Origin of the sequence: Azospirillum argentinense (assembly GCF_000632475.1) — a bacterium.
Classification (GTDB): Bacteria; Pseudomonadota; Alphaproteobacteria; order Azospirillales; family Azospirillaceae; genus Azospirillum; species Azospirillum baldaniorum.
In genome coordinates this window covers 2,005,199-2,027,816 of record NZ_CP007793.1, presented here as the reverse complement: position 1 = coordinate 2,027,816, position 22,618 = coordinate 2,005,199, and the positions used below count along the sequence as shown (strand labels likewise).

Annotated in this window: 16 protein-coding genes; 7 read left to right on the top strand and 9 right to left on the bottom strand. The window is 70.4% G+C overall.

Annotated elements, in window-relative coordinates:
- Positions 1 to 136 precede the first annotated feature (136 nt).
- The 4 genes from ABAZ39_RS09640 to pcsA all read left to right on the top strand — a co-directional run bounded on the left by ABAZ39_RS09640 (position 137) and on the right by pcsA (position 5,257).
- A complete protein-coding gene (locus tag ABAZ39_RS09640; RefSeq protein WP_038528913.1) occupies positions 137 to 1,624 on the top strand; it encodes an FAD-linked oxidase C-terminal domain-containing protein in 1,488 nt (495 codons plus the stop codon).
- A gap of 10 nt (positions 1,625 to 1,634) precedes the next feature.
- The gene (gene glcE / locus ABAZ39_RS09635) at positions 1,635 to 2,900 is read left to right on the top strand and encodes a glycolate oxidase subunit GlcE (RefSeq protein WP_038528910.1); all 1,266 of its coding nucleotides are present in this window, start codon (positions 1,635 to 1,637) and stop codon (positions 2,898 to 2,900) included.
- Between the two features lie 7 nt (positions 2,901 to 2,907).
- Positions 2,908 to 4,254, top strand: a complete 1,347-nt coding sequence (glcF, locus tag ABAZ39_RS09630; protein ID WP_038528907.1) for a glycolate oxidase subunit GlcF — start codon at positions 2,908 to 2,910, stop codon at positions 4,252 to 4,254.
- 265 nt (positions 4,255 to 4,519) lie between these two features.
- Positions 4,520 to 5,257, top strand: coding sequence for a phosphatidylcholine synthase (gene pcsA / locus ABAZ39_RS09625; protein ID WP_144243493.1), 738 nt, complete (start codon positions 4,520 to 4,522; stop codon positions 5,255 to 5,257).
- Between the two features lie 20 nt (positions 5,258 to 5,277).
- Here pcsA and ABAZ39_RS09620 read toward each other — a convergent pair whose 3' ends face one another.
- From ABAZ39_RS09620 to ABAZ39_RS09610, 3 genes are all read right to left on the bottom strand, one after another.
- Complete coding sequence (locus tag ABAZ39_RS09620; RefSeq protein WP_014239820.1) at positions 5,278 to 5,553, bottom strand: hypothetical protein; 276 nt, start codon at positions 5,551 to 5,553, stop codon at positions 5,278 to 5,280.
- Positions 5,554 to 5,621: 68 nt separating this feature from the next.
- Positions 5,622 to 6,299, bottom strand: a complete 678-nt coding sequence (locus ABAZ39_RS32945) for a hypothetical protein (protein WP_051657908.1) — start codon at positions 6,297 to 6,299, stop codon at positions 5,622 to 5,624.
- 135 nt (positions 6,300 to 6,434) lie between these two features.
- A complete protein-coding gene (locus tag ABAZ39_RS09610; RefSeq protein WP_014239822.1) occupies positions 6,435 to 8,234 on the bottom strand; it encodes an acyl-CoA dehydrogenase in 1,800 nt (599 codons plus the stop codon).
- Between the two features lie 252 nt (positions 8,235 to 8,486).
- On the opposite strand from ABAZ39_RS09610, the gene ABAZ39_RS09605 reads away from it, so the two are divergent.
- Positions 8,487 to 9,539: a lysozyme family protein gene (locus ABAZ39_RS09605; protein ID WP_038528904.1), complete on the top strand. Its 1,053-nt coding sequence runs from the start codon at positions 8,487 to 8,489 to the stop codon at positions 9,537 to 9,539.
- Between the two features lie 16 nt (positions 9,540 to 9,555).
- Here the strand turns inward: ABAZ39_RS09605 and ABAZ39_RS09600 are convergent, their stop codons facing one another.
- The 3 genes from ABAZ39_RS09600 to ABAZ39_RS09590 all read right to left on the bottom strand — a co-directional run bounded on the left by ABAZ39_RS09600 (position 9,556) and on the right by ABAZ39_RS09590 (position 13,006).
- Entirely contained in the window at positions 9,556 to 10,221 is a 666-nt protein-coding gene (locus tag ABAZ39_RS09600) for a hypothetical protein (RefSeq protein ID WP_038528902.1), read from the bottom strand.
- A 103-nt stretch (positions 10,222 to 10,324) separates the two neighbouring features.
- Complete coding sequence (locus tag ABAZ39_RS09595) at positions 10,325 to 11,776, bottom strand: FAD-binding oxidoreductase (protein ID WP_051657907.1); 1,452 nt, start codon at positions 11,774 to 11,776, stop codon at positions 10,325 to 10,327.
- 258 nt (positions 11,777 to 12,034) lie between these two features.
- Positions 12,035 to 13,006 (bottom strand): L-threonylcarbamoyladenylate synthase, encoded by a 972-nt coding sequence (locus tag ABAZ39_RS09590; RefSeq protein WP_038528899.1) that lies wholly within the window; start codon positions 13,004 to 13,006, stop codon positions 12,035 to 12,037.
- Between the two features lie 111 nt (positions 13,007 to 13,117).
- Between ABAZ39_RS09590 and parA the strand changes: the two genes are divergently transcribed.
- Positions 13,118 to 13,765, top strand: coding sequence for a ParA family partition ATPase (gene parA, locus ABAZ39_RS09585; protein ID WP_038531107.1), 648 nt, complete (start codon positions 13,118 to 13,120; stop codon positions 13,763 to 13,765).
- A 144-nt stretch (positions 13,766 to 13,909) separates the two neighbouring features.
- Here the strand turns inward: parA and bcp are convergent, their stop codons facing one another.
- Entirely contained in the window at positions 13,910 to 14,392 is a 483-nt protein-coding gene (gene bcp, locus ABAZ39_RS09580; protein ID WP_038528897.1) for a thioredoxin-dependent thiol peroxidase, read from the bottom strand.
- A complete protein-coding gene (locus ABAZ39_RS09575; RefSeq protein WP_038528894.1) occupies positions 14,389 to 17,409 on the bottom strand; it encodes a bifunctional [glutamine synthetase] adenylyltransferase/[glutamine synthetase]-adenylyl-L-tyrosine phosphorylase in 3,021 nt (1,006 codons plus the stop codon). The genes bcp and ABAZ39_RS09575 overlap by 4 nt, the downstream gene beginning before the upstream one ends.
- Positions 17,410 to 17,511: 102 nt before the next feature.
- On the opposite strand from ABAZ39_RS09575, the gene ABAZ39_RS09570 reads away from it, so the two are divergent.
- Entirely contained in the window at positions 17,512 to 21,144 is a 3,633-nt protein-coding gene (locus tag ABAZ39_RS09570) for a YhdP family protein (protein ID WP_038528891.1), read from the top strand.
- 170 nt (positions 21,145 to 21,314) lie between these two features.
- Here ABAZ39_RS09570 and tyrS read toward each other — a convergent pair whose 3' ends face one another.
- Positions 21,315 to 22,568, bottom strand: coding sequence for a tyrosine--tRNA ligase (gene tyrS, locus ABAZ39_RS09565; RefSeq protein ID WP_038528887.1), 1,254 nt, complete (start codon positions 22,566 to 22,568; stop codon positions 21,315 to 21,317).
- Positions 22,569 to 22,618: the final 50 nt, after the last annotated feature.

Genomic DNA, 22,618 nt, shown 5'->3' with positions numbered 1-22,618 from the left:
GTTGAAGAGGTAAACCTGCCTATGGCAGGGCGGAACGCAAGGGGGGGCTGGCATCGCCCGCCGTCCGATGTTACCTGTGGAAGGGAACGCCGCGGGAACAATCCGGGCGACGGACTATGGGGGAGGACGGCCGGCCATGCGGATGCCCGCGCCCGACGACGGCGTCATCGCGCGCCGCCGCGAGATCATCGCAGCGCTGCGGGCCATCGTGCCCGGCGAGGGGGTGATCGTCGACGAAAGCGAACTGCGCGCCTATGAATGCGACGGGCTGACCGCCTACCGCCAGCTTCCCATGGTCGTGGTGCTCCCCAGCACGACGGAGCAGGTGAGCCGGGTGCTCAGGACCTGCAAGGAGATGGGGGTGAAGGTGGTGCCGCGTGGCGCCGGCACCTCCCTGTCGGGCGGGGCGCTGCCGCTGGCCGACGGCGTGCTGCTGGGGATGGGCAAGTTCAACCGCATCCTCGACATCGACTTCGCCAACCGCTGCGTGGTGACCCAGCCGGGGGTGACCAACCTCGGCATCTCCAACGCGGTGGCGCATGAGGCCTTCTATTACGCGCCCGACCCCTCCAGCCAGATCGCCTGCACCATCGGCGGCAACATCGCCGAGAATTCCGGCGGGGTGCATTGCCTGAAATACGGGCTGACCACCAACAACGTGCTGGGGCTGGAGATGGTGCTGATGGACGGCACCATCCTGCGGCTGGGTGGCAAGCATCTCGACGCCGGTGGCTACGACCTGATGGGCGTCGTCACCGGCTCCGAGGGGCTGCTCGGGGTGGTGACCGAGGTCACGGTTCGCATCCTGAAGAAGCCGGCCACCGCCCGCGCCGTGCTGATCGGCTTCCCGACCAGCGAGCAGGGTGGCGACTGCGTGGCCGCCATCATCGCCGCGGGCATCATCCCCGGCGGCATGGAGATGATGGACAAGCCGGCCATCCACGCGGCGGAGGATTTCGTCCACGCCGGCTACCCGCTGGACGTGGAAGCCCTGCTGATCGTCGAGCTGGACGGCCCGGCGGCGGAGGTCGACCATCTGATTGAGCAGGTGGCGGAGATCGCGCGGTCCAAGGGCTGCTGCTACTCCCGAGTCTCGACCTCGGAGGAGGAGCGGCTGTCCTTCTGGGCCGGGCGCAAGGCGGCCTTCCCGGCGGTGGGGCGCATCAGCCCCGACTACTACTGCATGGACGGCACCATCCCGCGCAAGGCGCTGCCCCTGGTGCTGCACCGCATGCAGGAGATGTCGGACCGCTACGCGCTGCGGGTCGCCAACGTTTTCCACGCGGGCGACGGCAACCTGCACCCGCTGATCCTCTACGACGCCAACAAGCCGGGCGAGCTGGAGCGGGCGGAGGCCTTCGGCAACGACATCCTGCGCCTGTGCGTCGAGGTCGGCGGCGTGCTGACCGGCGAGCATGGCGTGGGGGTGGAGAAGCGCGACCTGATGACCGACCAGTTCGACGAGGTCGATCTCGACCAGCAGCAGCGGATCAAATGCGCCTTCGACCCCGACGGGCTGCTGAACCCCGGCAAGGTCTTCCCCAAGCTGCACCGCTGCGCCGAGCTGGGCCGCGTGCACATCCACAAGGGGGAGCTGCGCTTCCCCGACATTCCCCGCTTCTGAGGCCACCCGCATGACCGTGACCACCGTCAAGCCCGATTCGGCGGCCCAGACCGCCGACGCGGTGCGCTGGGCCTTATCGGAAGGGACGCCGCTGGACGTCGCCGGTTCGGGGTCCAAGCGCGGCCTCGGGCGTCCGATCCAGACCGCCTGCACCCTCGACCTCTCCGGCCTGTCCGGTGTCGTCGCCTACGAGGCGGAGGAGCTGGTGCTGACCGCCAAAGCCGGCACGCCGATGGCCGAGATCCTGCCGATGCTGGCCGAGCGCCGGCAGCAGCTCGCCTTCGAGCCGCAGGACCTCGGGCCGCTGTTCGGGCAGCCGGAGGGGCAGGGGACGCTGGGCGGGGTGATATCCTGCGGGCTGACCGGGCCGCGGCGCATCAGCGCCGGCTCCGCCCGCGACCACACGCTGGGCATCGAGGGGGTGAACGGGCGCGGCGACCTCTACAAGGGCGGCGGCAAGGTGGTGAAGAACGTCACCGGCTACGACGTGCCCAAGCTGATGGCCGGGTCCTTCGGCACGCTGACCGTCCTGACCGAACTGACGGTGAAGGTGCTGCCGGCGCCGGAGGATGGCCGGACGCTGCTGCTGGCCGGACGCGAGGACGCCGGGGCCGTGGCGGCGCTGACCGCGGCGCTGCAGAGCCCCTACGATGTGTCCGGCGCCGCCCATCTGCCGGCCGCGGTGGCGGCGCGGTCCCATGTGCGAACGGTCGCCGGGGTGGGCGGGGCGGTCACGCTGCTGCGGGTGGAGGGCTTCGGCCCGTCCGTCACCGCCCGCGTCGCCGCGCTGAAGGAGGAGCTTGGCGCCGACGCCGTGCTCGACCGGGACGAGTCGCTGGCGGTGTGGAGGGAAATCAAGGACGTGGCGTATTTTGGGCCTACTCCCTCCCCTGCGTCAGCGGGGGAGGGCTGGGGTGGGGGCGACGACTCCCGCCACTCCTCCCGCCACGTCTGGAAAATCTCCGTCCAGCCCTCCGAAGGGGCGCGCGTGGCGGAGTCGATCCGCTGGGCGCTGGACGCGGACCTGTACTTCGACTGGGGCGGCGGCCTGATCTGGGCGGCGGTGGCGCCGACGCCCGACGCCGCCTCCGCGATCCGTGGCGCGCTGGGCACCGCCGGCCACGCGACGCTGGTGCGTGCGCCCGAGAACGTGCGGACCACGACGGAGGTGTTCCACCCGCTGCCCGACCCGGTGATGGCGCTCAGCCGCCGGGTGAAGGAGAGCTTCGACCCCTGCGGCATCCTGAACCCCGGCCGCATGTACGCGGGAGTGTAAGGCATCCATGCAGACCAACTTCACGCTCACCCAGCTCGCCAACGCCGATTACCGGAACTCGGAAGCGATCCTGCGCAAGTGCGTCCATTGCGGCTTCTGCACGGCGACCTGTCCGACCTACGTCCTGCTGGGCGACGAGCTGGACAGCCCGCGCGGCCGCATCTACCAGATCAAGGACATGCTGGAGAAGGGCGGGCCGCCCACCGAGCATCAGGTGAAGCACATCGACCGCTGCCTCTCCTGCCTGTCCTGCATGACGACCTGCCCGTCGGGCGTCAATTACATGCATCTGGTCGATCACGCCCGCGCCCATATCGAGTCGACCCACGCCCGCCCGCCGGCCGACCGGGCCATCCGCGATCTGCTGGCCCGCGTGCTGCCCAACCCGCGGCTGTTCCGGCTGGCCCTGATCGCCGCTTGGTTCGGCAAGCCCTTCGCCGGTCTGCTGCCGGGTCGGCTGGGAGCGCTGCTGGCGCTGGCCCCGAAGTCGGTGCCGGGGCCGAGCCACAGCGACCGTCCGGGCAGCCACCCGGCGGTCGGGCCGCGCCGCAAGCGCGCCGCCCTGTTGGTCGGCTGCGCCCAGCAGGTGCTGGCCCCGCAGATCAACGAGGCGACCATCCGCCTGCTGAACCGCCAGGGAGTGGAGGTGGTGGTGGCCAAGGGGGCCGACTGTTGCGGCGCCCTGACCCATCACATGGGCAAGACCGACCTCAGCGACGCCGCGGCGAAGAAGACCATTGACGCCTGGATCGCGGAGATGGACGGGGAGGGGCTGGACGCCATCATCGTCAACACCTCGGGCTGCGGCACCACGGTGAAGGACTACGCCTTCCAGTTCCGCGAGGACGCGGAATACGCGCCCAAGGCGCTGCGCGTGGCGGCCATCGCCCGCGACGTGACGGAGTTCCTGGCGGAGATCGGTTTGTCCGCTCCCGTGATCGAGACGGGGCAGGCCATCGCCTACCACTCCGCCTGTTCCATGCAGCATGGCCAGCGCATCAAGGACCCGCCGCGCCATCTGCTGCGCGGCGCCGGTTTCGAGGTGAAGGAGATCCCGGAGGCGCACATCTGCTGCGGTTCCGCCGGCACCTACAACATGCTTCAGCCGGAGATCGCCGTGCAGTTGCGCGACCGCAAGGTCCGCAACATCGAAAGCACGAAGGCCGCCGCCATCGCCGCCGGCAACCTTGGCTGCATCACCCAGATCGCCACCGGCACCGGGCTGCCCGTCGTTCACACGGTGGAACTGCTCGACTGGGCGACCGGCGGCCCGAAACCCGACGCGCTGAGGGACAGCCCGGCCTTCGCCGGTCCTACCCAGGCGCCGGGTGCTGCGCCGCGCGCCGCGGAGTAGGTCGGCCATATCCCCTCTCCCTTCCGGGGAGAGGGTTAGGGTGAGGGGGTTGTGCTTGTGCCGGACGTACCGCCATGTACAATTGTGCTTGTGCCGGACGTACCGCCATGTACAACCCCCTCACCGGCCCTTCGGGCCACCCTCTCCCCAGAGGGGAGAGGGCTATTTTGGCTCATCCGGCCTCCTTGCGAGGGGACCCACTGACCCCCTTGGACTTTTTGCGGCGTATGGCTAGGTTGGCGCCAACGGGACGATGAGGCGCTCAGTGGACAGCGGGTTCAAGGACGACAGCGACGGCGGGTACGGGATCGTGCGGCGGCTGTCGGCCTGGGGGGTGCACGCCTTCACGGGCAGCGGCGTGGTGCTGGGATTGCTGGCGCTGCTCGCCGCGGTCAACGGCGAGGCCAAGGCGTGCCTCGGCTGGCTGGGGCTGGCGCTGGTGGTCGACGGGGTGGACGGCACGCTGGCCCGCCGCGCCTCGGTGAAGGAGGTGCTGCCGGGCATCGACGGGTCGGCGCTGGACCTCGTGGTCGATTATCTGACCTACGTCGTTGTTCCGGCGGTCTTCCTGTACCGTTTCGGCCTGCTGCCCGACGGGCTGGGCGTGGCGCTGGCCGCCTTCATCATGATGACGTCGCTCTACTGCTTCTCGAACACCGGGATGAAGAGCGGCGACAACTACTTCGTCGGCTTTCCGGCGATCTGGAACGTGGTCGCGCTCTATCTGTGGCTTCTGGCGCTCGACCCGTGGGTCAACACCGCCGTGGTGCTGGTTCTCGGCCTGCTGACCTTCACGACGGTGAAGTTCCTGCACCCCTTCCGGGTGCGCCGCTGGATGCGCCTTAATCTTCTGGTCAGCGGGGCGTGGCTGGCCTCCAGCGCGGCGCTGGTGGTCCTGTATCCGGACCGTCCCGACGCCGTCTGGTACGTCTGGCTGGCCAGCAGCGCCTACTACGCGGCGGTCTGCCTGTGGCGGACGCTGCGCGGGCCGGTCGAGGCGTAAGGCGCGCCTCAGGGCTTCCCTCAGGGCTTTTCGGGGGCGGTTTCCCGGTTGATGTCGTCCTTGGCGTCGCGGGCCTTCTGCTGGATGGCCGCGCCGGCGTCCTGCATCATCCGGCCGGCCTCGGCGCCGATGCCCTTGGCGGCCTCGCCCACGCGCTCCGCCGTCTGATCCACCGCGCGCCCGATCTCCTGGCCGGTCTTTTCCGCCGACTGCTGGTCGTCGCAGGCGGCCAGCAGCGGCAGGGCCAGAAGGGGAAGGGCAAGGACGGCGGTGCGAATCCCGTTACGACGAGCCATGGGATGGTCTCCACAGTTGATCCATGGAGGCGTAACGGCTCACGGGGGTGTTTGGTGCCCGCCTTCCCTCAAAAGCGGTAGGAGGCGGTGATCGCGACGACCGGCCAGAAGCGGGCGGCGCGGATCGAATCCTCCACCTCGCGGCGCTGGTCCTCCAGAACGGCGGCGATGGCCGGCGTGGTCGCCACGCCGGGGGCGCTCAGGCTGACCCGCGGCTTGCCCTGGAACAGCACGCCGAGATCCACGCCGACGCTGAAGTTGGGGCTGAACACCGTGCCGTTGTAGCCGATGCCGGCATAGGGGGCGAAGCGGTCGAACTTGGCCTCGCCGTCGAGCTGGCCGGCCTGCTGCGGCGTGACCACCACCCCGCCGAAGCTGCGCGGGCCGGACAGGGTGCCCGTCAGGTCGGCCTTGTTGTAGTTGATCCGCGCGCCGCCGCTGATGCGGAAGCCGGTGCCGGCGACCGGATAGACGTCCAGCACCGCGCCGAAGCTGCGCAGTTTCACATCCAAATCGTAATCGACGCCGGAGATGCCGCGGTCGGTGCTGAAGGTGAACATGTTGCCGCCCAGGCGCAGCCCGAACATCGGATTCACCCGGTAACCCGCCTCCAGCCCAAGACCCAGCGTGCTGGCCTGCGCGCCGACATGGAAGGGGGACTCGACCGGGCCATCCATGGTCTGGGCGGTGGCGGCGGAGGCTCCGGCAGCAGCGAGGGCGAAGGCGAGAAGGGCGGCGGTGCGCATGCGGCGTTTCCCCTTGAGACGTCTCGATCGAACGGGGAACGCGGAGCAACCGCAAAGGTTGCGGCCGGCGTGGGGCGCCGGCCGCGTTTCAGCTGGCTGTGGCCGAACTGCCACAGTGATGGGGCATGACTTTGCTTAGAACTGGTCCTCGCTCAGCGCCATGACCGTGCGGTGGGCGGTCAGGATCGGCAGCAGCAGGCCCGGCCCCTGGGCCAGGATCTGCTCGGCGTAGAAGCGGGCGGTGACCAGCTTGGCCTCCAGGAAGGGCGCGTTGGCGCCGGGCTGGCGCAGCCCTTCCAGCGCCTTGGCGGCGGAGCGGGCGAGCATCCAGCCGCCGGCCACCGTGCCCCACAGCTTCAGATAGTTCACCGCCCCCGCGGCGGCGGCGCGCAGGTCGCCGTCGGCCTGTGTCTTCACCACCCAGGCCACCGCCTGCTCCAGCGCGTCCAGACCGGCGGACAGGTTGGTGCGGATCGCCTCCATGTCGTCGCCGGGGATGCTCTCCAGCTCCGCCACCGTGGCGCGCATCTCCGCGATGAAGGTCCGGGCCGACTCGCCGCCGTCACGGCCGGTCTTGCGGAAAGTCAGGTCGTTGGCGTGGATGCCGTTGGTGCCTTCGTAGATCGGGGTGATGCGGGCGTCGCGGTAATGCTGCGCGGCGCCGGTCTCCTCGATGAAGCCCATGCCGCCGTGGATCTGCACGCCGGTCGAGGCGACGTCGCAGCCGATGTCGGTGCTCCACGCCTTCACGATGGGGGTCAGGATGTCCACGCGGGCGGTGGCGGCGGCGCGCACCGTGGCGTCCTCGTGGTGGCGGGACACGTCGAGCTGGGTGCCGGCGTAGAGCGCCAGCGCGCGGGCGGCTTCCGTCTTGGCGCGCATGTCCAGCAGCATCCGGCGCACGTCGGGGTGGCGGATGATGGCGACGCCGGAGCCCTTCGGGTCGGCCAGATCCTTGCTCTGCACGCGGCCCTTGGCGTAGTCGCGGGCCTGCTGGTAGGCGCGCTCGGCGATCGCCACGCCCTGGATGCCGACGCCGAGGCGGGCGTTGTTCATCATGGTGAACATGTATTCGATGCCGCGGTTCTCCTGGCCGACCAGGAAGCCGACGGCTCCGCCATCGTCGCCGAAGGCCATCACGGCGGTGGGGCTGGCCATGATGCCCAGCTTGTGCTCCAGGCTGGCGCAGCGCAGGTCGTTGCGCGCGCCCGGCGTGCCGTCCGCGTTGGGCAGGAACTTCGGCACGATGAACAGGCTGATGCCCTTGATGCCCGGAGGCGCGTCGGGCAGGCGGGCCAGCACGAGATGGACGATGTTGTCCGTCAGGTCATGCTCGCCGTAGGTGATGAAGATCTTCTGGCCGGTGATGCGGTAGGTCCCGTCGTCGGCCCGCACCGCGCGGGTGCGCACGGCGGCGAGGTCGGAGCCGGCCTGCGGCTCCGTCAGGTTCATGGTGCCGTTCCATTCGCCGGCGATCATCTTCGGCAGGTAGAGCGCTTTTTGCTCCGCGCTGGCGTGCTCGGTCAGCAGATCGACGGCGCCCTGGGTCAGCAGGGGGCACAGGCCGAAGGACAGGTTGGCCGCCTGCCACATCTCGTTCACCGCGAAGGCGACGGTCCAGGGCAGGCCCTGCCCGCCATACTCCGGCTCGAAGGGCAGGCTGTTCCAGCCGCTCTCGGTGAACTGGCTGTAGGCGTCCTTCCAGCCGGTCGGCGTGCGGACCACGCCGTTCTCCAGCACCGAGCCCTCCTTGTCGCCGACCCGGTTCAGCGGGGCGAGAACGCCGGAGGCGAACTTGCCGGCCTCCTCCAGCACGGCGTCGACCAGATCGGGGGCCGCCGAATCGCAGTTCGGAAGCGCGGCGACCGTTTCGAGGCCGACCACCTCGTTCAAGACAAAGCGGAGGTCATCGACCGGAGCGGTGTAGGGAATCATGGATGGAGCGGCCTCCCGTGACCCGATTGTGCGTGCGTTTCTGCGTGCCCGATTGCGCGTGAACACGCCTTGGGCGGTTTACGTGCGCGTCACCATACCGTACCGAATGGTGCATGGCGAGCCTCACCGTCGGACAGGAATATTGGCATCTGGGTTGCGGCGCGAACAGCGCGGCTGCGACGCAGGAGGAGACGTCCAACTTGGCATCCCGGTTGCAGGAGTGGGGCAGCACCGCTCACAGGGGTTCCTCCCATGACCATCGCCGCCGCCCTTGCCCGTCAGGCCGAATCCGCCGTCCAGGCCGCGAAGACCAGCCGCGGGCCGGAGAATGTCGAGGCGGCGGTCCGCAACGCCAGCGCCAAGACCGGGGTCGATTTTTCCTACCTCATGGAAAAAGCTGCCGTGGAGAGCGGGTACCGGACGGACGTGAAGTCCTCCTCCTCCTCGGCGACCGGGCTCTACCAGTTCATCGACAGCACATGGCTGGCGACGATGCGCGACCACGGGGCGGACCACGGCTACGCCAAATACGCCAACGCGATCCAGACGCGCGGCGACGGGCGCCCCTACGTCACCGATCCCGACCTGAAGCGCGAGATCCTGGACCTGCGCAAGGACCCCAACGCCTCGGCCCTGATGGCCGCGGAATACACCCGCGACAACAAGGAGTATCTGGAGGACACGGTCAAAGGGAAGGTCGGGTCCACCGAACTCTACATGGCGCATTTCCTCGGGGCGGGCGGGGCCTCGAAGTTCCTGAACGCCATGCAGGACAACCCGAACCGCGCCGCCAAGGAGCTGTTCCCCGACGCCGCCTCGGCCAACAAGGCGGTGTTCTTCGACAAGGACACCGGCCGGGCCAAGTCGCTGAAGGACATCTACGACCGCTTCGCGACGAAGTTCGCGGAGTCGCCCAACGCCGACTTCGCCCCGGCCCAGACCGCCATCGACCGGGTGCGCCGCCAGGACATGCCGGACGGCTTCACCACCCAGGTGCCCAGCATGCCGCAGAAGGCGCTGAACGGCACGCCGCTGTCGATCTACCATGTGCTGGCCCTGAACGCGCTGGAGACGCCGGACGAGGTGGACAGCATCTCCGGCAGGCCCGCGCGCGGCCGCCGCCCGGACGGCGAGGACAAGGACAACCGCCGCATGCGCGACCAGCCGGTCCGCACGGATCAGAACGAGCACACCGGGCTTGGCCTCGGGCTGGGCCTGTCCAGGGTGATCGGCCAGGGGATTGCCGCCGGGACTGCGGCGACGGACACGACGGCGGCCGCAACGGCGGCCGCAACGGCGGCCTGATCGGCTGAGCGTCGGCCTACACGTCCTTGAGGCGGTCGCGGGCGTCCGCCGCGATGGACGCGAAGACCCGGCGGTCGCCGGGCAGCAGCGCGTCGGCGGTCAGCCGGCGGTGCGGCTCGAACCGCAACCCCGCCCGGTGCGCTGCCGCGGCGCTTCCCCAGAAGGCCGGCGGCTGATGGCGCAGGCCCGGGGCATGGCGCGGTTCGCGCAGCCTTACCTCCCGCAGCACGTTGGTCAGGTCGAAGTCGATGAGGAGCCGCCGCCCGCCGGGGCCGGTGAGGCGAATCCAGGCGTGGAACGGGAAGGATTCCGCCTCCTGCCGCCGTTGCGCCGGATCGGGAGGACGGACGTCGGCGGGCGCCGCCGGATAGCCGAGCCAGCGCCCCCGGCCGTGGGCCTCAGACTTGCGGAACGCCACGCGGCCCAGCGCGACCTCCGTTTTGCCGTGGCCCAGGGCCTCCAGCAGCATCGCCCCGGCGAAGGCGTAATACTGGCAGCCGCCCAGCCGGTGGGTGTGGACCAACTCGCGGTGCAGCGGATGGGCGGTCACGGCGTCATGCACCGCCCGCCGGATGCGCTCCCGCTCCGGCGGCAGGGCGCATGTGGTGGACGTGCCGTGCACCGGCGCCGTCTCGGCCTCGCCCAACATCAGGCGCATCCACGCCGACATCGCGAGAAGCATCGCCGCCTCCGTTCCGCGGTTACCGACCTGCACGACGACGAACAGGTCGGAACCGTGAAAGGTTGCCCGAGGCGGGCAGGGGACCTCTTTCGGATGGCGCCCCTTACGGCAGCATCTTGCCGGGGTTCAGCAAGCCCTTGGGGTCGAGCGCCGCCTTCATGGCGCGCAGCAGGTCGAACTCGACCGGGCTCTTGATGACCGGCATCTCGTCTTTCTTGAAGCGGCCCACGCCGTGCTCGGCGGAGATCGAGCCGTCCAGGTCGAAGATGACCTCGTTCACGACGTGGCAGATCTCGTCCCAGCGGGCGAGGTAGGCGGCGGTGTCGGCGCCCTCCGGCTGGCTGAGGTTGAAGTGGATGTTGCCGTCGCCGACATGGCCGAAGGGGGTGGGGCGGATGCCGGGGCAGGCCGCGGCCACCGCGGCCTCGGCGCGCTCGATGAACTCGGCGACGCGCGACACCGGGACCGACACGTCGTTCTTGATCGAGCCGCCCTCGAACTTCTGCGCCTCGACGATGGCCTCGCGGATGAACCAGAGCTGGTTGGCCTGGGTCTCCGACTGGGCGATGGTGGCGTCGGTGGCGAGCTCCGCCTCGAAGGCCTCGCCCAGCGCCGCCTCGACCGTCTCGCGGAAGGCGTCGGACTGGGTGCCGGCGGTCAGCTCGGTCAGCACGTACCAGGGCGACGGCTCCGCCAGCGGGTCGATGGTACCGGCGACGTGCTTGAGAGCGAACTCCAGGCAGCGGCGCGACATCAGCTCGAAGGCGGCGACGGCGTCGCCCGACGCCTCGCGCAGGCGGGCCAGCAGCTCGATGGCGGCGGCGGGGCTGGGCACGGCGATGAAGGCCGTCTCCGCCTGGCGCGGGCGCGGGTAGAGCTTCAGCACCGCGGCGGTGACGATGCCCAGCGTGCCCTCCGCCCCGATGAACAGGTGCTTCAGGTCGTAGCCGGTGTTGTTCTTGCGAAGGCTGCGCAGCCCGTTCCAGACGCGCCCGTCGGCCAGCACGACCTCAAGACCCAGCACGAGGTCGCGCATGTTGCCGTAGCGCAGCACGTTGATGCCGCCGGCGTTGGTGGAGATCAGCCCGCCGATCTGGCAGGTGCCCTCCGCCCCCAGGCTCATCGGCAGCAGGCGGTCCTTGTCCTTCGCGGCCTCCTGCGCGGTCTTCAGCACGACGCCGGCCTCCACCGTCATGGTGTAGTTCAGCGTGTCGATGCCGCGGATTTTGTTCATCCGCGACAGGCTGATGACGATCTCGCGCCCTTCCTCGTAGGGGATGGAGCCGCCGACGAGGCTGGTGTTGCCGCCCTGCGGGACGACCGGGATGCCGGCCTCCGCGCAGATTTTCACCACCGCCGCGACCTCCTCGGTGCTGGCCGGGCGGACCACCGCCGGGCTGTTGCCCTTGAAGCGCCCGCGCCATTCCGACAGGTAGGGAGCCATGTCCTCCGGCGCGGTGAGAAGGCCGTTCGGCCCGACGATGGTGCGGATCCGGTCGAGGGCGGCGGCGAGGCTGGCGGCGTCAGGGCTGGAGGCAGGGCTGGCGGAGGTCATGGGCAGGGCGTCCGAGGCTGGTGTAAGCGCTGGGCCCCCTCCCTAACCCTGCCTCGCGCGGCGGCGGGACGGCCGGCCGCCGTCGTCGACTGGTGTAAGCGCTGGGCCCCTCCCTACCCTCCCCCGCCTGCGCGGGAGAGGGGACCGCCGCCGTCCTTGCAAATCGGCCCTCTCCCGCGCAGCGGGGGAGGGAGGGACCCGCGGAGCGGGAGGGTGGGGGCAAACCGCAGAACTTCTACAGCCTTGCGGGCCGGGATTCTAGCTCCGCGGCGCGGCGGCCCGCCGCAGCCGGTCGTTGATGGCCACACCCAGCCCCTCGTCCGGGATCGGCATCACGGCGATGGCGCGGGCACCCTCCTGGTCGAGCGCGCGGAGATGGGCGAACAGGTTCGCCGCCGCCTCGTTCAGGTCGCCCTGGAGGCTCAGGTTCAGCCGGGCCTTGCCGCCGCGGATGAAGCGGTCGGGGCCGAAGGTCAGGAACGCCTCGTCCTCCTCGGCGCTTGTGGCGTTCAGCCGCACCGGGGCGTTGGGGGCGTAGTGGCTTTCCAGCTGGCCGGGCGACTTCGGGGCGTCCGGGTTGCCGGCGGAAACCTGGATGGGGCCGATCAGCCGCTCGATCTCCTCGCGCAGCACCGCGCCGGGGCGCAGCAGCACGGGCGTCGCGCCGGTCAGGTCGAGCACGGTGGATTCCACCCCGACCTGGCACTTGCCGCCGGCCACCACCATGCTGACCCGGTCGCCCAGGCTCTCGATGACGTGGTGCGGGGCGGTCGGGCTGACCGCGCCGGAGCGGTTGGCGCTGGGTGCGGCGATCGGCTTGCCGGCGGCCTTGAGCAGCGCCTGCGCCACCGGATGGCCGGGCACCCGCACCGCCACGCTGTCCAGCCCGGCGGACACCAGCAGCGACAGCCCGGCCTCGGCCCGGCGGGGCAGGACCAGGGTCAGCGGGCCGGGCCAGAACTGGTGGGCCAGCTCCACCGCCCGCTCGTCGAGCACGGCGATGGCCTCGGCCGATTCCAGGTCCGGCACATGGGCGATCAGCGGGTTGAACTGCGGGCGGCCCTTGGCGGCGAAGATCGCGGCCACGGCCCGGTCGTCGGTGGCGTCGCCGCCGAGGCCGTAGACGGTCTCGGTCGGGAAGGCGACCAAGTCGCCTTTGCGCAGGGCCTCGCCGGCGCGGGCGAGGCCGGCGGGCGTGGCGGGGATGATGTCGGGATGCTTGTCGGTCACGGGACGATTTGTAAAGCGTGGGAGGATGAAGTCAATTCGCGCGGTTGCGCCGTCTCGGTCCAAGCCTTATGACGGGTGTGCGCGATAAACAACCAAATGATGGGTGTGGGCATGGCGGGCAAGGTCTTCACCGTGGCTCAGCAGAAGGGCGGGGCCGGAAAGACCACGCTGGTGGCGCACCTCGCCATTGCCTGGATGCAGCTTGGCCGCTCGGTCGCCACGGTGGACATCGACCCGCAGGGCAGCCTGACCCGCTGGCAGGCGGTGCGGGCGGAGGCCACGGGCGGGGCGCCCGGATTCACCCATGTCCAGATCACCGGCTGGCGCACCCAGACCGAGGTCGAGAAGCTGGCCCGCGACCACGACATCGTGCTAATCGACAGCCCGCCCCACGCCCAGACGGAGGCGCGCATCGCCGTGCGCGCCGCCAGCCTCGTCATTGCCCCGGTGCAGCCCAGCCCGATGGACCTGTGGGCGGTGCAGCCGACGCTCGACCTCGCCGCGCAGGAGAAGCGCCGGCTGCTGCTGGTGCTGAACCGCGTGCCGCCGCGCGCCCGCATCGCCGACGAACTGATCGCGCGGGTGCGCGATCTGGTCAACCCGCCCGCCGTGGACATCGCGGAGTCGCAGATCGGCAACCGCACCGCCTACGCCGGGACCCTGCTGTCCGGCCTGTCGGTGACCGAGGCGGCGCGCAAGACCCAGGCGGCGGCGGAGATGCAGGCGCTGGCCGAGGAAATCCTGCGCCGGGCGACGTGAGGGGGAATGGCACTCGTGCCGAGTGTAACGACACGCGCAACCCCCTCACCCTAACCCTCTCCCCGCTTTCGGCGGACCGAAGGTCCGCCTGTCGCGTCAGCGCAAACTTCGTTTGCGCGAGAGCGGAGGGGAGAGGGGACACCATTACAGCGCCTGCAGCGCCTTCAGCACCGCGGCGACATGGCCGGTGACCTTCACCTTGCGCCAGACGTTGCGGACGATGCCGTCCTTGTCGATCAGGAAGGTCGCGCGCTCCAGGCCCATGTACTTGCGGCCGTACATGCTTTTCTCGACCCAGACGCCGTAGGCCTCGGCGACGCCGGTCTCCTTGTCGGAGGCCAGCGTGAAGGGCAGCTCGTACTTCGCCTTGAACTTGTCGTGGCTGGCCACGCTGTCCTTGGACACGCCGATGATGACGGCGTCGAGCCCGCTGAAATCCGGGAGCTGGTCGCGGAAGCCGCAGGCCTCCGACGTGCAGCCGGAGGTGTCGTCCTTCGGATAGAAGTACAGGATCACCGGCTTGCCCCGCAGGGCGGACAGCGTGACGCTGCCGCCGCCGTCGGTCGGCATGGTGAAGTCCGGGGCCGGGGTGCCGGCCTCGATGGCGGGCGCTTGGGTCTCACTCATGGGAGTCTGGCTTCTTCGTTGGTCTCTGGGGGAGGCAGCCTTGACGCCGGCTCCTCGACCAGCGCCACGAAATGGCGATGGGCGCGGGCGGCGATGTCCCGGATTCTGCTGTCGAGCGCGGCGAAGTCAACCGCCGGTTCCTCGTCCGGGAAGGCGGCGCGGGACAGGCCCTCGCGCAGAGTGGGCGAAACCTGCTGCGGATCGAGCACGCCGTCGGTGGTCAGGCGCAGGAAGCCCTGGACGCGGCGCCACAGCTTCAGCGTCGCCACCAGTTCCTCGGCCACTTTCGGGGCCAGCAGCCCGGCCGCGGCGGCGTTGAGCAGGGCGCGGCTGGTGGCGATGGACAGGATATCCGGATGCGCGTGCCCGTGGCGGAGCTGGAGATACTGGGCGGTGAACTCGATGTCGATCAGGCCGCCGCGGGCGTATTTGACGTTCCACGGGTTGGTGGTGCCAAACTCCTTGTCGATGCGGCGGCGCATGTCGGCGACGTCCCGCAGCACCTTGGCCGGATCGCGCGGGCCGGTCAGCACGCCGCGGATCGCCGACTCGACCTTATGACCCAGCGCCGGATCGCCGCCGCCGGAATCACTGCCGATGACGCGGGCGCGGGTCAGGGCCATGTGCTCCCACGTCCAGGCGTCCTTGGCCTGATAGGCGGTGAAGGCGTCCAGCGCGGTGGCGAGCGGCCCGGCGTTGCCCGACGGGCGCAGCCGCATGTCCACCTCGTACAGCCGCCCGTCGGCCATCGGGGCGGTGATGGCGTTGGTCAGGCGCTGCGTCAGCTTGATGTAATACTCGTTGGGGGCCAGCGGCTTGGCTCCGTCCGACTGGCGGGTGCCCGGCGGCACCTCGTAGACCACGATCAGGTCGATGTCGGAGGTGATGGTGAGCTGCCGGCTGCCCAGCTTGCCCATCGCCACCACCACCCAGGCGCCGCCGGGGATGCGGCCGTGGCGGGCGGCGAACTCCTCCTCGACGCGGGCGGCCAGTTCCGGAACCACCACGTCGGCCAGATCGGCGAGGAAGGGGCCGCAGCGGTCGCCGTCGGTGATGCCGCGCAGGATGTGCGCCCCGGCGCGGAAGCGCTGGTCGTTGGTCCAGCGCCGCGACAGGGTCAGCACATCCTCGAAATTGTGCGCCCCCGCGATGAAGCGCTGGTACTCCGGCGTTAGCCCCGCCGCGTCGGGCAGCGGGTCGAAGAAGTCGGGCGACAGCACGGCGTCGAGCAGAGACGGGTTGCGCGACAGCGTCTCGGCCAACTGCGGCGCCGTGCCCATGATCTCCGCGACCAGGGCGAGCAGCCAGGGGTTGGCGATGAACAGTGAGAACAGCCCGACCCCCGCCGGCAGCCGCTCCAGGAAGCTGTCGAACTTGACCAGCGCGTCGTCCGGGGCGGGCGTCTTCGCCAGCTCGTTCAGCATGGCCGGCACCAGCTCGGTCAGCAGCTCCCGCGCGCGGCCCGAGCGGGTGGAGCGGTAGCGCCCGCGGTGCCAGGTGGAGACCACGGCGATGACCCGGCTGGGGTCGCGGTAGCCCATGCCGGCCAGCGTCTTCACCGTGCCGGGGTCGTCGTCGGTGCCGGTGAAGACAAGATTGCCGGGGCCGGACAGCGACGGCGCCTCCTCGAAAAGCTCGGCGTAGCGGTCCTCCACCCGGCCGAGCTGGGCCAGCAGATCGGCGCGGAAATCCTCTGCCTGGGCGTAGCCAAGGAAGGTCGCGAGATGCGCCACCCCCTCGTCGTCCGCCGGGATCTGGTGGGTCTGGCGGTCGTCGGTCATCTGGATGCGGTGCTCGACCCGGCGCAGGAAGCGGTAGGCCTCCTCCAACTCCTCCACCGCCGCCTCCGGCACGCGGCCGACCGCGCACAGCGCCTTGTTGGCCAGCAGGGTGGGGGCGATGCGCACGCGGATGTCGCGCCCGCCGAAGATCAGCTGCTGGGTCTGGGCGAAGAACTCGATCTCGCGGATTCCGCCCCGGCCGACCTTGATGTCGTGGCCGTTCACCGTCACTTCACGATGGCCCTTGTGGGCGTTGATCTGACGCTTGATGGAATGGATGTCCTGGATGGCCGCGAAGTCGAGGTGGCGCCGCCACACGAACGGTTCGAGGAAACGCAGGAAATGCGCCCCCGCTTCCGGATCGCCGGCGATGGGGCGGGCCTTGATCATGGCCGCGCGCTCCCAGTTCTGCCCGACGCTGCCGTAATAAATTTCGGCCGCCGAGACGGACACCGCGAGCGGCGTCGCACCGGGATCGGGGCGCAGCCGCAGATCTGTACGGAAGACGTAGCCGTCCTTGGTCCGTTCATCCATAATGCGGACAAGATCGCGCGCGATACGAATGAACGTGCGGGCGAGGTTGTCCGGCTGGGGCGTTTGAACGACGGCGTCGTCGTACAGGACGATCAGGTCGATATCGCTGGAATAGTTGAGTTCGCGCGCACCAAGTTTGCCCATGCCAAGCACGATCAGGCCCGACCCGACCCATGGCCGCTGCGGTTCCGGCAGCGTCAGCGTCCCCGCCTCCGCGGCGCGGCGCAGCAGGTGGTTTGCCGCCATCCGAACCGACGTCTCGGCGATGTCGGACAGCGCGCCGGTGACGGCTTCCAGCTCCCACGCGCCGGTGATGTCGGCGATGGCGATCAGCAGCGCCGCCCGCCGCTTGGCGATGCGCAGGGCGGTCATCAGCCGGTCGATGTTGCGCTCCTCCGCGCAGTCCGCCTCCAGCCGGCGCAGCAGCGTCGCGAAGGCGTCGTCGTACCCCCGCGTCACCATCTCGCGGACGAAGGGCAGCTCACGCGTCAGGATCTGGCCGAGATACGGGCTGTTGCCGCACACCGCGTCGATCAGCGCCCGGCCCTCGGCCGAATCGGCGTACGCCTCGGCCCAGGCGCGCAAGGCGTCGCCGGTGCTGTCGCCGTCGTTGTCGGCGGCGTTCGCCGCCTCGGCGCGCCAGCGCTCCAGGCCGCGCTCGGCGAGGGCGGTGTCGAAGGGTTTCGGCAGCGTGGTGGTCATGGTCGCGGCTATCCCTGCACAAGAACTGAGCAGGAAGGTGCGCGGTCGCGAGGGTCCGGTCAACTGTGTCAACGCGCGGGCATCGTCGCCGGGACACCGACCGTGATCCGGCGCACCGCGAAGATTCTCGCCTGGACCACCGCGGGCGCGGTCGTCGTCGTCGGCGCCGCCGGCGGGCTGTTCGCGTGGCGGCTGGCCCAGGGGCCGATCGCCCTCGACCCGCTGACCCCCTATGTGGAGCGGGCGCTGAGCGACCCGCAGGGCCGCTACAGCGTCGATGTCGGCCAGCTCGTCCTGTCCTGGGTGGACGAGGAGGAGAGCGACGGGCTGACCCGCCTGGACCTGCGCGCCATCGACGTGCACGCGGTCAACGCCGAGGGGGACGAGCTTGCCGCGGTGCCGGAGCTGGGCGTCGGCTTCTCCGTGCGCGCGCTGTTCCAGGGCAAGCTGTCGCCGACCCGGCTCGACCTCGTGCGGCCCCGCCTCCAGGTGGTGCGCCGGGCCGATGGCAGCCTGGATTTCGACGTGCGCTCGATTCCGTCTCCCGGCGAGCCGGAGAAGGAAGAGCCGGACGGCGGCCCCGATTTCGCGGGGGAGATCGTCTCCACCCTGATGCAGCCCCCGGACATTGCCCGCCCGCTGGGCCTGCTGCGGCGGTTGACCGTCGTCGGCGCCGACCTGACGGTGACGAACCGGATGCTGGGCCTGTCCTGGCACGCCAACCGTGCCGACATCGTGCTGACCCGCGACGGGACGGAGATCGTCGGCGGAGCGCGGCTTCTGCTCGACCTCGACGGGCGGACGGCGGCGGTGGAGGCGTCGGGCGTCCATCGCATGGCCGACGCGGAAACCGCGCTGTCCACCCGCTTCGACGGGCTGCAGCCGGCGGCGCTGGCCAAGATCGGCCCGCTGCTGGCGCCGCTGTCGGCGGTGACCGTTCCCCTTGGCGGGCGCATCGACGCGACGCTAGATTCGCGGTTCGAGCCGGTGCGCTTCAGCTTCGACCTGCAGGGCGGCGCCGGGGAGGTCAGCCTGCCCGCGCTGCGGCCCGACCCCTACCGCGTCGAGCGTGTGCGGCTGCGCGGCGGGCTGGACGTGCCGGGCCGGCGGGCGGAGCTGGAGCGGCTGGATCTCGCGTTCGACGGGATGGCGATGGCCGGGCGGGGCGACCTGCGGGAGCAGGGCGGGCAGCGCAGCGGCAGCCTGCGGCTCGACCTGACGGCGGGTGGCACGCGGGCCTCGCTCGACCTCGACGGCACGCAGATTCCCGACAAGGGCGCGTCGGTCGCCGCAACGCTCGACGGGCTGGTGCCCGCCGCGCTGGCCGGTCTCGTCCCGGCGTTGGCGCCGCTTGCCGCGGCGCAGCTTCCCCTGTCCGGCACGGCCAGCCTGGAGCTGGACCCCGACGGGCAGCCGCGCAGCGGCCGGGCGGAGCTGAAGGCCGGCGCCGGGCGCGTCGTTCGGCCGGACCTGTTCCCGGAGCCGCTGCCCGTCGCCTCCGCCGCCCTGACGGTGGCCGGCGACCGCGCTTCGGGCAAGCTGGAGGTGGAGCGGCTGGCGGTCGACCTCGGCGGGCCGACCGTGGAGGGAACGGCGCACGCCACCATCGACCAGTTCGGCACGCCGGACGCCCGCCTGTCGGTGGAGGCCGCCGTGACGGCCAAACGGGTGCCGGCTGATGAGCTGCCCCGGTTGTGGCCGCTGGGGGTGGGCAAGAACCCGCGGGAGTGGGTCACCGCAAACCTGTCGCGCGGCGTCGTGCCGGAGGCGACGGCGACCGTCCGGGCCAGCGGACCGCTGTCCGACCTCGCGGCGATCGACGTGACGCATTTCCAGGCCGGCATCAGGGCCGAGGACATGACGGTGGACTATTTCCACCCGTTGCCCAAGGTCACCGGCTTGGGGGCGGAGGTGTCCACCGACGGCAAGACCTTCACCATCCACACCAAGGGCGGGCGGATCGACGACGTCCAGCTCGGCGAGGGCACGATCGTCATCGGCGGCCTGGACACCGGCAAGGAGACCATGGACATCCGCGTTCCGGTCCGCGGGCCGGTGCGCACCATCCTGACCGTTCTGGACAGCCCGCCGCTGGGTTATCCCAGCCGCCTCGACCTCGACCCCAAGCGCACCCAGGGGCAGGCCGACGCGCAGCTCCACTTCCAGTTTCCGCTGCTGGTCGATCTGAAGGTGGAGCAGCTGAACCTGGACGTCGCGGCGAAGCTGCGCGGCGTCGGGGTGGAGAAGGTGGCCGCCGGACTGACCGCGACCGAGGGCGAGCTGACGCTGGCGCTCGACATGAACGCCATGACGGTGAAGGGCAACACCAAACTGGACGGCATTCCCGTCACCATCGACTGGAAGGAGCAGTTCACCTCCACCGCCAAGGGGCCGCGCACCCGCATCGCCGTGAAGGGCGACGTGGACGCCCAGGATCTGCGCAGCCACGGCATCGACCTCGGCGAGCATGTCGCGGGGCCGCTGGGGGCGGACGTGCTGTTCACCGTGGACCAGCGCCGCCGCTTCGGCCTGACCGCCGGGCTGAACCTGGAGAAGACCCACCTGCGCATCGACGAGCTGGGCTGGGAGAAGCGGCCCGGCGTCCCCGGCACCGGCAAGCTGGCGCTGGAGTTCCAGAAGGACCGGGTGACCCGCATCACCGGCCTGTCCGTCGATGCCGGGGGGCTGCGTGCCCAGGCGGTCGTCGACCTCGCGCCGCAGACCATGGCGGTCACCAAGGTGGCGGTCAGCCAGATGTCGGTGGGCCAGACCGACCTGAAGGCCGACGTGACGGTGCATGACGGCGGCAAGAGCGGCTATTCCGGGACCATCACCGGCCAGAGCTTCGACGCCCGCGTCCTGGCCGGCAAGGCCGACCCGCCCGGCGGCAAGAAGCAGGGGCCGGCCGACGAGAAGCCGCTGCCGCTCGACTTCGACCTGAAGCTGAACCGCGTCGTCTTCGGGGATGGCCGCCATCTGTCCGACGTGGCCGGGCGGATCAAGCGCGACCGCCTGTCCTGGACGGCGCTCGACGTGACGGCGAAGGCGGGGCGCGACGGGACGGTGTCCCTGCGCTATCTGCCGGGCGCCCAGGGGTTCCACGACGTGGCCATCTCGGCCAGCGACGCGGGGGCGACCTTCCGCGCGCTCGACATCAACGACCGGGTGCAGGGCGGCGCGCTGGCGATCACCGGCCGCACGGTGGAGCCGCGGGCCGACGCCGCCATCGAAGGGCGGATGGAGCTGACCGACTACGCGCTGGTCGACCCGCCGGTGCTGGCGCGCATCCTGAACTCCATTTCCCCCTCCGGCTTCGCCGAGCTGATGGGCGGCGGCAAGGGCATTCGCTTCGGGCGGGCGGTCAGCGACTACCGCAAGGACGGGCGCCTGCTGACCGTGAAGGACCTGCGCACCTCCGGCTCCGCGCTCGGCCTGACGCTGACGGGGGAGGTGGACATCGAGACGGACACCGCCAACCTGCGCGGCACCATCGTGCCCATCTACGGGCTGAACCGGCTGATCGGCCAGATTCCGCTGCTGGGCGACGCGCTGAGCGGTGGCGAGGGGCAGGGCATCTTCAGCGCCACTTGGCACGTCCGCGGCCCGCTGGCCGACCCGGACGTGACGGTGAACCCGCTCGCCATGCTGGCGCCGGGCTTTCTGCGCAACCTGTTCTTCCTGGGTGACGGAGGCGACGGCAAGGAAGCGCCGTCGCCGGGGACTTTCGAGAAGTAGGGGGACACCCCTCGCCCCTCTGGGGAGAGGGTGCCCGCGAAGCGGGCGGGTGAGGGGGTTGCGCTTTTGCCGGACGTACCGCCACGCGCTTGCGCTTTGCCGGACGTACCGCCACGCGCCAACCCCCTCACCTAACCCTCTCCCCGGAGGGGAGAGGGAACATTGGTCTCTCACACCGCCTTGACCAGAGCGTGGCGCTTCTTGCCGGCGCTCAGCTTGATGACGCCGTCGGCGTTCAGGTCGGCGGCGGTGGCCTTGGCGGCCTCGTCGGGGATGGCGGCGTCGTTCATCTTGGCGCCGGCGCCTTTGATGAGGCGACGGGCCTCGCCCTTCGAGGCGGCCAGCCCGGCGGAGACCAGCAGGTCCACCACCGCGACGCCGGCCTCGAGCTCGGCGCGGGGCACGTCGATGGTCGGCAGGCCCTCGGCGGCGGCGCCCTGCTCGAAGGTGCGGCGGGCGGTCTCGGCGGCCTCCAGGGCGGCCGCCTCGCCGTGGGCAAGCTTGGTCACCTCATGGGCGAGGATCTTCTTGGCCTCGTTGATGCCAGCGCCCTCAAGGGCTTCCAGCCGCGCCACCTCGTCCAGCGGCAACTCGGTGTAGAGGCGCAGGAAGCGGCCGACGTCGGCGTCCTCGGTGTTGCGCCAGTACTGCCAGAAATCATAGGCGCTGAGCTTGTCGGCGGTCAGCCACACCGCACCCGCGGCGGTCTTGCCCATCTTGGCGCCCGACGAGGTGGTGAGCAGCGGCGTGGTCAGGCCGAACAGCTCCGCCCCGTCGGTGCGGCGGCCCAGCTCGACGCCGTTGATGATGTTGCCCCACTGGTCCGACCCGCCCATCTGGAGCATGCACTTCTCGCGCCGGAACAGCTCCACGAAATCATAGGCCTGGAGAATCATGTAGTTGAATTCCAGGAAGGTCAGCGGCTGCTCACGATCCAGCCGCAGCTTGACCGATTCGAAGGTCATCATGCGGTTGATCGTGAAGTGCCGGCCGATGTCGCGCAGCAGCGGGATGTATTTCAGCTCATCCAGCCAGTCGGCGTTGTTGACCATCACCGCGTCGGTCGGCCCGTCACCGAAGGACAGGTAGCGCCCGAAGATGCGCTTGATGCCCGCCATGTTGGCGTTGATGGCCTCGTCAGTGAGGAGCTGGCGCGCCTCGTCCTTGCCCGAGGGATCGCCGATCTTGGTCGTGCCGCCGCCCATCAGGACGATCGGCTTGTGGCCGGTCTTCTGCAGCCAGCGCAGCATCATGATCGGCAGCAGGCTGCCCACATGCAGGCTGTCCGCCGTGCAGTCGAAGCCGATGTAGGCGATGATCGGCCCCTTCGCCGCGCGCTCGTCGAGCCCGGCGAGGTCGGTGCACTGGTGGATGAAGCCGCGTTCCTGCAGCGTGCGGAGGAAATCCGATGTCAGCGTCGTCATGGCCGCGATCCGGCTGTCGTGGTAGGGTCCAGGGTCGCGTCTGTTAGCAT